General features: G+C 35.2%; 12 protein-coding genes. 7 read left to right on the forward strand and 5 right to left on the reverse strand.

The annotated features are described in order from the left end of the window. The first annotated feature begins 37 nt into the window (after positions 1-37). The 6 genes from G3A47_RS19385 to G3A47_RS19410 all read left to right on the forward strand — a co-directional run bounded on the left by G3A47_RS19385 (position 38) and on the right by G3A47_RS19410 (position 5,172). Positions 38-1,354 (forward strand): ABC transporter permease, encoded by a 1,317-nt coding sequence (locus G3A47_RS19385; RefSeq protein WP_166925403.1) that lies wholly within the window; start codon positions 38-40, stop codon positions 1,352-1,354. Positions 1,355-1,439: 85 nt separating this feature from the next. Further along, the gene (locus G3A47_RS19390; protein WP_166925405.1) at positions 1,440-2,603 is read left to right on the forward strand and encodes a sigma-54-dependent transcriptional regulator; all 1,164 of its coding nucleotides are present in this window, start codon (positions 1,440-1,442) and stop codon (positions 2,601-2,603) included. Positions 2,604-2,750: 147 nt separating this feature from the next. Beyond that, positions 2,751-3,413: a DEAD/DEAH box helicase gene (locus G3A47_RS19395; RefSeq protein WP_166925407.1), complete on the forward strand. Its 663-nt coding sequence runs from the start codon at positions 2,751-2,753 to the stop codon at positions 3,411-3,413. A 137-nt stretch (positions 3,414-3,550) separates the two neighbouring features. Next, the gene (locus G3A47_RS19400; protein ID WP_166925409.1) at positions 3,551-3,769 is read left to right on the forward strand and encodes a putative signal transducing protein; all 219 of its coding nucleotides are present in this window, start codon (positions 3,551-3,553) and stop codon (positions 3,767-3,769) included. 62 nt (positions 3,770-3,831) lie between these two features. Next, a complete protein-coding gene (locus tag G3A47_RS19405) occupies positions 3,832-4,635 on the forward strand; it encodes a Cof-type HAD-IIB family hydrolase (RefSeq protein WP_166925411.1) in 804 nt (267 codons plus the stop codon). Positions 4,636-4,641: 6 nt separating this feature from the next. Further along, positions 4,642-5,172 (forward strand): GNAT family N-acetyltransferase, encoded by a 531-nt coding sequence (locus G3A47_RS19410; RefSeq protein WP_166925413.1) that lies wholly within the window; start codon positions 4,642-4,644, stop codon positions 5,170-5,172. A 100-nt stretch (positions 5,173-5,272) separates the two neighbouring features. On the opposite strand, the gene G3A47_RS19415 is transcribed toward G3A47_RS19410, so the two are convergent. Beyond that, positions 5,273-5,791: a hypothetical protein gene (locus tag G3A47_RS19415; RefSeq protein WP_166925415.1), complete on the reverse strand. Its 519-nt coding sequence runs from the start codon at positions 5,789-5,791 to the stop codon at positions 5,273-5,275. 507 nt (positions 5,792-6,298) lie between these two features. On the opposite strand from G3A47_RS19415, the gene mtaB reads away from it, so the two are divergent. Next, positions 6,299-7,633: a tRNA (N(6)-L-threonylcarbamoyladenosine(37)-C(2))-methylthiotransferase MtaB gene (gene mtaB / locus G3A47_RS19420; protein ID WP_166925417.1), complete on the forward strand. Its 1,335-nt coding sequence runs from the start codon at positions 6,299-6,301 to the stop codon at positions 7,631-7,633. Positions 7,634-7,977: 344 nt separating this feature from the next. Here mtaB and G3A47_RS19425 read toward each other — a convergent pair whose 3' ends face one another. From G3A47_RS19425 to G3A47_RS19440, 4 genes are all read right to left on the reverse strand, one after another. Next, positions 7,978-8,487 carry a hypothetical protein gene (locus G3A47_RS19425; RefSeq protein ID WP_166925418.1) on the reverse strand — a complete coding sequence of 170 codons (510 nt, stop codon included), beginning with the start codon at positions 8,485-8,487 and terminating at the stop codon, positions 7,978-7,980. A gap of 11 nt (positions 8,488-8,498) precedes the next feature. Next, on the reverse strand, positions 8,499-9,215 hold the full coding sequence (locus tag G3A47_RS19430) for a 3-ketoacyl-ACP reductase (RefSeq protein ID WP_166925420.1): 717 nt from the start codon (positions 9,213-9,215) through the stop codon (positions 8,499-8,501). A 112-nt stretch (positions 9,216-9,327) separates the two neighbouring features. Further along, positions 9,328-9,915: a phospholipid scramblase-related protein gene (locus tag G3A47_RS19435; RefSeq protein ID WP_166925422.1), complete on the reverse strand. Its 588-nt coding sequence runs from the start codon at positions 9,913-9,915 to the stop codon at positions 9,328-9,330. Positions 9,916-9,989: 74 nt separating this feature from the next. Further along, positions 9,990-12,149: a YfbK domain-containing protein gene (locus G3A47_RS19440; protein WP_166925424.1), complete on the reverse strand. Its 2,160-nt coding sequence runs from the start codon at positions 12,147-12,149 to the stop codon at positions 9,990-9,992. Positions 12,150-12,172: the final 23 nt, after the last annotated feature.

Below are 12,172 nucleotides of genomic sequence, written 5' to 3' on the forward strand. Positions count from 1 at the left end.
TGGGTTTTGGAATTTTTAAATTTGAAAATTGCGTAAGATGAGTATTATATCATTAATTATAAAAAGAGAATTTATAGCAAAAGTCCGCAATAAATCTTTTGTTGTCATGACATTTTTGAGTCCGCTGTTGTTTGTTGCCATTACTGTATTTATTGGTTATTTGGCATCAATGAAAGCCGATACAAAACGTATCGCAATTCATGACGAAACAGGTTTATTTGTCGACGATTTTCTGAAAGAGAATAAAAAAGAGGCAGAATACAATTATCTAAATTTGTCGGAGATAAATGTCAAGGACTTAAAAGACAGTATCACCAATGAAAACTTTAGTGGACTGATTGTAATTCCTAAAACCGGTAATTTAAAGGAGCTGGAAAGCAAAGTAGAATTGATATCCGGCGAAAGTTTACCGGGACCTTTTATCAAAGATGTACAAAATTTAGTAGAGAAAAAGCTTACCGCCTTTAACCTGGAAAAAGCGAAAATAGATACTTTGGAAATCAAAAAAGCACAATCTAAAGTAGATGTGGTTTTAAAAAATACCAAAGGCGAAAAGAGATTCAAAGGGCTAAATTGGATGAAAATCGTAATTGGTGGCGGATTCGGTTATTTGATTATGATGTTTATTATCATTTATGGAAATATGGTAATGCGCAGTGTGATTGAAGAAAAAACCAATCGTATTATAGAAATCATCATCTCATCGGTAAAACCTTTTCAGCTGATGATTGGTAAAATTGTTGGAACCTCGCTTGCCGGATTGTTGCAGTTCTTGATTTGGGTGGTTATTGGTCTCGGGTTAATGTTTGTGGCTTCTGCTTTTTTTGGAGTCAATGTGAGCCCGGAAGCCAGAATCTCTCCCGAATTAATGCAATCAGCGCAACAGGAAATGTCTGGAACGGCACAAATGTACATTGCCGAATTATGGAACTTGCCTATTGCCAGTATTGTAATTGGTTTTGTGATTTATTTTATCGGAGGTTACTTTTTATACAGTTCGTTTTATGCAGCAATTGGAGCTGCTGTTGACAATCAGACCGATTCACAACAGTTTCTTTTACCTATTATTATGCCGTTAATTCTAAGTGTCTATATCGGATTTTTTACGGTTGTCAATGATCCGAATGGAACTATAGCGGTCGTATTTTCGATGATTCCGTTAACATCGCCAATTGTAATGCTGATGCGAATTCCGTTTGGTGTGCCTTGGTGGCAAATTGCAATTTCGGTATCATTATTGTTTGCAACCTTCTTCCTTGTAGTTTGGTTCGCAGCAAAAATTTACCGTGTTGGGATTTTAATGTATGGAAAGAAACCAACCTGGAAGGAATTGTACAAATGGCTTAAATATTAATTTTATAGCTGCTAAAGTTCTGAGATATTAAGTTTTTAAACTTAAAAGAAAACTCAGCAGCTCAAAACCTTAAGAATCTTAGAGAATGAGTAAAATATTAATTATAGAAGACGAAGCAGCAATCAGAAGAGTTTTGGTGAAAATTTTATCAGAAGAAAATGATACGTATCAGGTTGAAGAAGCTGAGGACGGTGCTGTAGGTCTCGAAAAAATAAAAAACAACGACTACGATTTGGTTTTGTGTGATATCAAAATGCCAAAAATGGATGGAGTTGAGGTTCTGGAAGCCGCTAAAAAAATAAAACCGGAAATTCCGATGGTAATGATTTCAGGCCATGGTGACATGGAAACGGCAATTCATACCATGCGATTAGGCGCTTTTGATTATATTTCGAAACCACCCGATTTAAATCGTTTGTTAAATACGGTTCGTAATGCTTTAGATAAAAAACAGCTGGTAGTTGAGAATAAAATACTGAAGAAAAAAGTCAGTAAAAATTACGAAATGGTTGGTGAAAGTGAAGCGATCTCTCATATTAAAGTGATGATTGATAAAGTAGCACAAACGGAAGCCAGAGTTTTAATCACAGGTCCAAACGGAACCGGAAAAGAGTTAGTAGCACATCAGTTGCATGAGAAAAGTGAACGTTCTAATTTTCCTTTGATTGAGGTGAATTGTGCTGCAATTCCAAGCGAGTTGATCGAGAGTGAACTGTTCGGACACGTAAAAGGTGCTTTTACATCGGCGGTGAAAGATCGTGCCGGAAAGTTTGAAGCGGCAGACAAAGGAACTATTTTCTTAGATGAGATTGGTGACATGAGTCTTTCGGCACAAGCAAAAGTATTACGAGCGCTGCAGGAAAGTATGATCACGAGAGTCGGTGCCGAAAAAGACATAAAAGTTGATGTTCGCGTCGTGGCGGCAACCAATAAAGACTTAAAAACAGAAATTGCCGAAGGTCGTTTCCGTGAAGATTTATACCACAGGTTGGCTGTTATTCTGATTAAAGTACCGCCTTTAAACGAAAGACGTGACGATATTCCGGCTTTGATTACCCATTTTACGGAGAAAATTGCTTCTGAGCAAGGAAACGCAATCAAAGTATTTTCAGCACCGGCAATCAAATTATTACAAGAATACGATTGGACGGGGAATATTCGTGAACTTAGAAATGTGGTCGAAAGATTGATTATCTTAGGAGGGAACGAAATTTCGGAAACAGATGTAAAAATGTTCGCAAGTAAATAAAAAAGGACACTTTAGACTTTAGGCAGTAGCTAAAAAGAATAAGTAAGTTTTATATCTCACATTTTACAGTCAACATTTTACAACCTACAGCATAAAAATAAAACAATTTGCTTATGGCATATAGCCTAAAGCTTACAGCATAAAAAAATGAAACTAAAAAAAATAAAAGAGCAATTGCAGGACGCTTTAATCGAAAATGGTTTAACGGAAGCAAATGCATTGCAACAGGAAACCTTTTCGACTATTAAAAGTGGTGCTGATTGTATCATACTTTCTCCCGAAAAAAGCGGAAAATCGACTACAATTGTCATAAATGTGATTCAGCAATTGGCCGGTTCGGTTGAAGAATCTCCAAGAGCTTTGATCATTGTAGAAGACAAAACAAAAGTTTTGGAAATGGTGGAGCTTTTTGAAAAATACGGAAAGTATACCGGTCTTGAAGTTTATGGTGTTCACGACAAAGGCGATATGGATTATGATAAAAACTATATTTCAACCGGAATTGATGTTTTGATCGGAACGCCAAACAAATTAAACGATATGTTTACAACAGCCGGTTACAATGTAAACCGTTTGAGAATGTTTATTTTAGATGATGCAGATGCGATTTTAAAATTGCGCCATGAAACCAAAATCATGCGTATTTCTAACAGTATTGCCAAAACGCAAAGAATTATTTTTGCAGAAGAATTAACCGAGCGTATCGAAATTTTGGCTGACAAATTTTTATTGGAGCCTTATATTTTTGATATGGAGGAAGAAGATGAAGAAGAATTCGACGACGAAGAAGATCAGACTGAGGAGGAATAAGAAAACGAAGCGATAGATTTTATGGAGGCATTATGCCTTTTTTTTCATTTTCAAAACCTATGTTTCTATGTGTTTAATAACAATTACGCACAATGAATTTACAATAGAGAATAAATAATAATAAAAAACAGAATGTTATGGGATTAATGAAGGTGTTTTCAGGAAGTGAAGTATTAGCAATTGCTTTAAAAGAAAGATTAGAAGAAGCCGGAGTAGATACGGTAAAAAAAGACAATATCCAATCAGCAAGATTGGGAGGTTTTGGCGGTTCTGATTTGGCTGTTGAGATTTTCATTCAGGAAACTGATTTTGCAAAAGCAAACCCCGTTATTGAAGATTTTAGAATGAATATTTAATTAGACACAGTCTCAGCGTCTGATAAACAAGTACTGCGACTGCAAACTGTAAACTAACAAAAATGCAATATAAAATGCTGGTGCTCGACATGGACGATACCTTGTTGACAGACGATCATAAAATTTCAGATTTAAACAAAAAAGTACTTCTTGAAGCGCAGGCCAAAGGAGTTTATGTGGTTTTGGCTTCCGGTCGGCCAACATCTGCGATGACTGCTTATGCTAAAGAATTGGAGTTGGACTTGAATAATTCGTATCTAATTTCGTTTAATGGTGCTATTATCAGTACAGTTAAAGATGATGTTGTTTTGTTTGAGCAAACGCTGACACAAAAGCAGATTCACGAATTATACGACTACAGCGTAAAGATGAAAACACATATCATTACGTATCTGGATGGTGAAATTATCAGTGAAACCAATTCTGAATTTATTGAGATCGAAAAAGAAATTACCGGATTGCCACATCGCATAGTATCAAGTTTTAAAGATGCTATTTATAAACCGGCAGTGAAGTGTATTTTGTTGGAACAGCCTTCGTATTTAAAAGAAGTAGAGAAAGACTTAAAAGCGACAATGCCTAATTTGAGTGTGGCAATGTCCAAACCTTTTTTCTTAGAAGCGGCCCAAACGGGAATCGATAAAGCGGCAAGTTTGAGGATTTTGGCAGAGAAGCTGAATATTGAGCAAAGTGAAATTATCGCTGTAGGAAATGCCGGAAATGACCTGACCATGATCGAATATGCTGGTTTGGGTGTTTGGGTAGACAATGTGACGCCGGAATTGCGTGATTTTGCTGATGTGATTGTAGCGTCAAACAATAATGATGGTGTTGCAGAAGTAGTACAACGTTATATTTTAAACTAAATCATAATGAAAAAAACAATTGAAACAGAGCGTTTAATTCTGCGGGAATTACTGCTTTCTGACGCTGATGGTATGTTTGAATTAGATTCTAATCCCAATGTGCATATTTATGTGGGGAAGAAACCGGTTATGGTTATTGAGGAGAGTATTGCTCAAATCGAGAATATTCAACAACAGTATAAAGATTTTGGTACCGGACGCTGGGCCGTTATTTTAAAAGAAACCAATGAATTTCTGGGTTGGTCGGGAATAAAATTTATCACAAAAGAAATTAATAATCATAAAGACTTTTATGAAATTGGGTATCGTTTTATAGAAAGACATTGGGGAAAAGGTTATTCTACCGAGGCAGGTAATGCTTTCGTAAAACATGCCTTCAACGAAATGAAAGTAGAGGCACTCTATGCTTATGCAGATGAAGGAAACGAAAATTCAAGAAAAGTTTTAGAAAAACTGGGCCTTCGTTATGTGAATTCGTTTGATGACGAAGGTGAAAGAGAAGTTTGGTACGAACTAAAGAATCCAAACTTGGTATAATATCCTAAGAAATGCATCCCAAATCTTTTTAAATGTACTCTTTACAAATTAAAAAGATTTGGAAAACAGCTCGTAGTTTAGGTTTCCGAAATGTATCGAATTATTTTTTAGCTACAGAAACAAAATATTTATTTCCATCACCCATAGTTAATTTTACACGCTCATCGCAAAGATCGATTGCAAAATTTACGCTTTCGTAACAAGCACAGGTAGTGTTTTTGTCCTTAGACATTTCTGTTTTACAATTGTTGTTTTTAAAAGTAGCCAATTGTGGAGTGTACAGGCTAACTAAATCAGTAGAAGCAGTTACTAAAGAAATAATACTTGCAGAATTATTGTTTGTAATTCTGTAAACAATTCTATCAGTATAGTTTACTTCATTTACTGTTACCTTACGGATGTAAGTATAGGCTGTAGATCCTTCACTTGGTTCTTTTACCTCAAATTTAAACCCAACAGCGCGAATTGCAATATCAAATTGCGATTGATTGTTTAAACTAGCCCAACCTGTTAAAGTACTAATTGACGGGAATGGATTGGTTGCCGGAGCAGCAGTTTGCGCTTGCGAACTGAAAATGGTTAAGAACATCAAGCAGATTGTGGGTAAAAATGCTTTCATAGTAAGTCTGGAATATTTAATTGTTGCCTACTCTTTATGGTTTTCGGCTTTCCCCATTATTTTTATTAAACAAAACAACAACATAACGACAGAATATCAAAATTGTTATGGCAAAATCTGCTGATTGATCAATTAATTTATATTAAATTTTAAATTACTTAATGTTTTTGGCCAGTGGCGCTGTTTTGAACAGTTAAATGTAAGAAAATTTTAATTTAATTGAGAGAAAAACGCATTTAATCGATAATATTTGCCTTTAATCGATGTTTTTGTCATTTAATTCTTATTCAAAGAACATTCGCGATCTTTTAAAGATAAAACTTATTTTGGTCATTAGCAGGTGCAATTTATAGTTTTTAAGCCAAACTTAAATGTCTGGTTAATGCAAAATGTTGATATATAGTGTATTATTGATTTTATTTTAAAGAATATTGTATGTAAATTTGCAAACTCTTCAATTGAGAATGTAAATATAATATCTTACTACTTAAAACGTAGTGTATTCCTATGGAAAATAGAAAAAAAGTTGCCTTTTATACGCTTGGTTGCAAACTGAATTTTTCAGAAACTTCTACAATCGCCCGAAATTTTAATGATGAAGGATTTGATCGTGTTGATTTTGAAGAAGTAGCAGACATTTATGTCATCAATACCTGTTCTGTTACAGAAAATGCGGACAAACAATTTAAGCAGGTAGTAAAAAAAGCAATGAAACTCAACGAAAAAGCCTTTGTTGCCGCAGTTGGGTGTTATGCGCAATTAAAACCGGAAGAATTGGCAGCCGTTGACGGAGTTGATTTGGTTTTGGGCGCTACCGAAAAATTTAAAATCACCGATTATATTCACGACTTAAGTAAAAACGATATGGGGGAAGTACACTCCTGCGAAATTGCTGAGGCCGATTTTTATGTTGGAAGTTATTCTATTGGTGACAGAACCCGTGCCTTTTTGAAAGTTCAGGATGGTTGTGACTACAAATGTACGTATTGTACCATTCCGTTAGCGAGAGGAATTTCACGCAGTGATGCCCTTGAGAACGTTTTGCAGAACGCAAAAGAAATTTCAGCACAAAATATAAAAGAAATCGTTTTAACCGGAGTAAATATCGGAGATTACGGAAAAGGAGAATTCGGAAATAAAAAACACGAACATACCTTTCTGGACTTGGTTCAGGCTTTAGATAAAGTAGATGGAATTGAACGTTTGCGTATTTCTTCGATTGAGCCTAATTTATTAAAAAATGAGACGATTGATTTTGTTTCTAAAAGCAGAACTTTTGTACCGCATTTTCATATCCCGTTACAATCGGGAAGCAATGATATTTTGAAATTAATGAAACGTCGTTACCTACGTGAGGTGTACACAGAACGTGTAAATAAAATTCGCGAAGTAATGCCACATGCCTGTATTGGTGTTGATGTTATTGTTGGTTTTCCTGGTGAGACAGACGATCACTTTTTGGAAACCTATCATTTTCTGAACGAAATGGATATTTCTTATTTACATGTATTCACTTATTCAGAAAGAGACAATACCGAAGCGGCAAATATGCCCGGAATTGTTCCGGCAAATGTAAGAGCAAAACGCAGTAAAATGCTACGAGGATTATCGGTTAAAAAACGTCGCGCTTTTTATGAAAGTCAATTAGGGAAAAACAGAACTGTTTTGTTTGAAGGCGAAAATAAAGAAGGTTATATTCATGGTTTTACTGAAAACTACGTAAAAGTAAAAACACCATGGAATCCGGAACTAATAAATACATTACAGGAAATTAACCTGACTAAAATAGACGAAGACGGAAGCGTTCGTTTAGAGTTTCTGAATAAACTGGCAGAGGTGTAGTTTTTTTGTGAGATGTGGGTTGTGAGATGTGAGTTGTTTTTTAGAGGTACTTTTAACCAGAAAGTGTTACCTAATAAATGATTGAACGCCATTTTTGTCATTCCGAGGTACGAGGAATCACACCCAATATTCGACAACGATTGGTAACATTCTTTACGGAGTCTCATGTGCGATTCCTCATTCTTCGGAATGACAATTGTTGCCTGTTATTGATTAGAATTACAGAGTTGTCGCATAAGCTCGTCTCGTCTGCCATGAAATGACAGCTGGCAGCCTAAGTAATAGTATAAAAACAGAAAAGTCCTTTATTTCAAAGGACTTTTCTGTTTTTATAAAGTAAAATATTATCTCTCTTCTTCCTCTAAAACCAATTTCAAGGAATTGATATAATCAGTATCAAACTCAATGACTCTTATTTTCTCAGGATTGAAGCTCAATTCTCCTCCAAACTTCCCTCTTGTGTCTAAGAAATCGATGGTTAGTTCTTCGTCTGTTAGTTCAAGTAGTTTACCTAAATAAGCAGATTTAGCCGATTTTTTTGAAATCTGAAAAATGCCATATTTATTGGTAAGGAAACTTACAATAGAAGCAAGGTCTCTGATCGGAATGATATCTTCGGCATTTGTTTTCAGACCTTTCATTCGGATTACTTTTTCGGTAAAAGCAAGATCCTGATCTCTGTGAACGGCTTCGATATTTTTGTTTTTCAAAATCACAAAACCATCAAGGATATAATCAACCGGATTATTTCTCAATAAAATCCAGTCGTCAGAATAATCGATAAGAAAACCGGTAAAAATTTCTTTTTTATCGGTAAATTCTATGGCAATTAATTGTCTTAGATACTGTTCCATTTGATTTTAAATTAAGGATTTGTAGACCAGATACTACTGCTCTTAACAAAAACTCTGCGGTTTAGTTTAAGTTGTGCGATAATCAATTCTGCAAGATCTTCGGACTGCATTACTTTCTCCGGATTTCCATCGGTTAATTTGGAGTTTATAGCCAAATCGGTTGCAACAGTACTTGGTGTCAGAGCAGTAACACGTATATTGTGTTTTCTCATTTCCTGCATCAAAGAATCGGTCAAGCCTAAAACGGCAAATTTAGAAGCGCTATAAGCACTGGTTAAAGCATTTCCGTTTAAACCTGCTGTCGATGAAATGTTAATAATGTCTCCGGTTTGTCTTTCGATCATATTGGGTATAACAGCACGGGTTGTGTAGTAGGTTCCCATAAGATTCACCTGAATGATTTTCTCCCAGGCAGCAGGTTCCATCTCAAGGAATTTTCCAAATGAACCGATACCGGCATTGTTGATTAAAATATCAATAGTTTTAAATTCAGCTAACGCTTTTTCTACTGCAGTATTTATAGAATTGATGTCTGAAACATCAGCACTTAATGCTAAAGATTTTACACCTAAAGCAGAGATTTCGGTACTTAATTGATCCACATCAGCTTGTGTTCTTGCAACTAAAATTACATTTACACCTTCTTTGGCTAAAGCAATTGCAATTGCTTTTCCGATTCCTTTTCCGGCTCCGGTAATAAGAGCGTTTTTATTTTTTAAATCTGTCATGATAGTATTTTTGAAATGCAGAAAGCATCCTTTTAGATATACAAAAATAATTCATTTGAATACTAAAATGATGCTCTCCGTTGTTTTCTTAATTTAAGTTTAACAACCTTAACTATTCTTTAAGAACCATATCAATGCACATTACCGCTCCAAGGATTAATTGTCTAAGTGGACTGTCTGCCGATACATTTTCTTCGATTTGAAGAACATAATTGTCAGCACTTGTAAAGAATTCTTTCCCCATTCCTGCCCATTTTTTACTTACTTGTGCTAATGGTTTGTTTTCATGGGAAAATTTAAAATCCCAACCCGTCCATTTTCCCTGAAGAGTAGCACATGGTCTTTCATTTTTATCCAGAATTTCGAATTTTCCTCCAATAGAAAAGAATTTTTGTTTGAAAGTTCCAATTAAACGATCTCTCTCATCCAGTACTTCTACAGTCGAGCGGAATATGGCAATACCACGTCTAACCGTAATTAATTTTTCTCCTGAAACAGTTGAGATTTCAACATTAAAAGGAGTCATTCTTTTGTAATCTGTAAAACGAAGTACTTTGGTGAAAAAGCCAAGATTGTTTTCACGGCAGTTCATCGTAATTTGATTGGTTTTCGGATCGTAGATGTCAAAATTGTTTGCTGCTTTAAACATGCCAACATGCTCTTTTACAAGGAATAAATTCTGATTTAAAATAGGATTCATTTTACTTTTTTAAAATTAGGTTATAAATGGATATTTCCGATTTTGAGGAAAGTCCAAATGTACTAAAACCACTATTAATAAGCTAGCTTTGCACCTTCAATAAGACGAATAAATTCTGCTTTATATCCTTCGGTATCGTTCGATAATCCTTGCTTTGCCAATTTTAAAATAGCATCGGAAGATTTATTCGAAATCAATTTTGAATCTCTCAGTTTTAATCCGAACCAGGCAACGGCTGTACTGAATTTAAAATCATCACTTGCACTTTTTAGCGGAGTAACTTTATTCTCAATTATATGTGCCATTTCGATGCTTTTCTCGCCATCAGGTTTTTTGTAGCGAAACTTTATCGTCGCCAGTTCTGTACTGTATTCATTGGTATTTTCTTTAACCTTAGTATATTTTAGAGCATCTGGTTGATGGCTTAAATAATCACTTTTTACACCTGCAGGAATAATTTCATACAAAGCCGTAACGGTATGATTGCTTCCCAATTCACCCGCATCTATGGCATCATTTTTAAAATCTTCTGCACGTAGTTTTCTATTTTCATACCCAATCAATCGATACGCTTGAATTTGTTTTGGGTTAAATTCAATCTGGATTTTTACATCCTTCGCAATAGCAAACATTGAACCTTTGAATTCTTTTCCTAAAAAACGATTCGCTTCCTGAATGTTATCGATATAAGCATAGTTTCCATTTCCTTTATCGGCCAGAGTTTCCATTTTGCTGTCTTTGTAATTTCCCATGCCGTAACCAAGACAAGTTAAGAAAACACCTGTTTTTCTTTTTTGCTCAATTAACGTTTCCATATCAGAATTAGAAGAACTGCCAACATTAAAATCGCCGTCTGTGGCCAAAACCACTCTGTTGTTTCCGTCTTTAATAAAATTTTCAGCTGCCACTTTATAAGCTAATTCAATTCCGGCTCCACCGGCTGTGCTTCCTCCGGCGTTTAGGTGATCTAAAGCATCAATAATTGTTTTTTTCTCGTCTCCCGAAGTTGGAGGCAAGACCAATCCCGCTGCACCGGCATAAACGACAATAGACACTTTGTCTTTTGAACGTAGTTCGTTTACCAATATTTTCATGGATTGTTTTAATAAAGGCAGTTTATTAGCGTTATCCATAGAACCCGAAACATCTATTAAAAAAACAAGATTTGATGCCGGTAAATTCTCGGTTGGAATGTTTTTTCCCTGCAAACCGATTCTTAGAATTTTATTTTCAGGATTCCAAGGAGATTCGCTTAACTCTGTGTTTATAGAAAATGGATTTTTATCTTTTGGCTGCGGATACGTGTACTTAAAGAAATTTACCATTTCTTCAACACGAACGGCATCTTTAGGAACCGCTTGTCCATTGTTTATAAAACGTCTGATATTGGTATAAGAGGCATTGTCAACATCTATTGAAAAAGTAGATAAAGGCGCTCCCTTTGGATTTTCGAATGCATTTTCTGTGAAAGTATCATAATCTTCATTATCGACTTCAGGTTGATTAGGAATAGTCAGGTTTAGCTTTTTGTTAATTTCCTGCTCCGTAAGATTTTTGTAAAGTTCATTTTTAGTAGAAAGCACAACAACACCATTTACAGCTCTGGTTCCATAAATAGCCGTGGCCGCTGTGTCCTTTAGCACTTTTACGTCCTGAATATCATTCGGATTTATTTTTGCCATTTGTTGTGATTTTACAGGAGTTCCATCTACAATATATAAAGGTTCCTCTTGCGTTGAAATAGATTGGTATCCACGAATTTTAATAGGTGGAGCTGCATACACGTTATTTTGAATTTGCAAACCGGGAGTTCTTCCCTGAAGCATTTCGGCTGCAGCTATTTTAGCTTTTTTTCTTTCTGAACGGGTATAACTTTTATCTGTATACTCAGAATCACTTCTTCCGTAGGCTGTAGTAACAACAACTTCACTTAAAGTTTGTGAAGCTTCTTTCATCTTTACATTGATAATGTCACTGTTGTTTACGACAACTGTTTCCGTATTAAATCCGATGTAGCTAAAGACAAGGAGATCTCCTTTTTGAGCACGAATCGTATATTTTTCATCAAAGTCTGTTGAAGTTCCTGTTTTTGAATTTTTAATAGTTATACTAACACCCGGAAGTGCTATAGCATTATAATCTGAAACCGTTCCTTTAATGGTTTTTTCCTGTGCCATAGACACGAAACATATAAGCATAGTAAGGGCTGATGAAATAAGTTTTAGACTTTTCATGATCGTAAATTTTAAGATTAAAT

It is taken from the genome of Flavobacterium poyangense (assembly GCF_011751075.1).
Classification (GTDB): Bacteria; Bacteroidota; Bacteroidia; order Flavobacteriales; family Flavobacteriaceae; genus Flavobacterium; species Flavobacterium poyangense.

Bases quoted from the DNA above. Each gene is read 5' to 3' on its own strand.
- G3A47_RS19385 (WP_166925403.1), top strand. From the start codon at position 38: ATGAGTATTATATCATTAATTATAAAAAGAGAATTTATAGCAAAAGTC.
- G3A47_RS19390 (WP_166925405.1), top strand. From the start codon at position 1,440: ATGAGTAAAATATTAATTATAGAAGACGAAGCAGCAATCAGAAGAGTT.
- G3A47_RS19395 (WP_166925407.1), top strand. From the start codon at position 2,751: ATGAAACTAAAAAAAATAAAAGAGCAATTGCAGGACGCTTTAATCGAA.
- G3A47_RS19400 (WP_166925409.1), top strand. From the start codon at position 3,551: ATGGGATTAATGAAGGTGTTTTCAGGAAGTGAAGTATTAGCAATTGCT.
- G3A47_RS19405 (WP_166925411.1), top strand. From the start codon at position 3,832: ATGCAATATAAAATGCTGGTGCTCGACATGGACGATACCTTGTTGACA.
- G3A47_RS19410 (WP_166925413.1), top strand. From the start codon at position 4,642: ATGAAAAAAACAATTGAAACAGAGCGTTTAATTCTGCGGGAATTACTG.
- G3A47_RS19415 (WP_166925415.1), bottom strand. From the start codon at position 5,791: ATGAAAGCATTTTTACCCACAATCTGCTTGATGTTCTTAACCATTTTC.
- mtaB (WP_166925417.1), top strand. From the start codon at position 6,299: ATGGAAAATAGAAAAAAAGTTGCCTTTTATACGCTTGGTTGCAAACTG.
- G3A47_RS19425 (WP_166925418.1), bottom strand. From the start codon at position 8,487: ATGGAACAGTATCTAAGACAATTAATTGCCATAGAATTTACCGATAAA.
- G3A47_RS19430 (WP_166925420.1), bottom strand. From the start codon at position 9,215: ATGACAGATTTAAAAAATAAAAACGCTCTTATTACCGGAGCCGGAAAA.
- G3A47_RS19435 (WP_166925422.1), bottom strand. From the start codon at position 9,915: ATGAATCCTATTTTAAATCAGAATTTATTCCTTGTAAAAGAGCATGTT.
- G3A47_RS19440 (WP_166925424.1), bottom strand. From the start codon at position 12,149: ATGAAAAGTCTAAAACTTATTTCATCAGCCCTTACTATGCTTATATGT.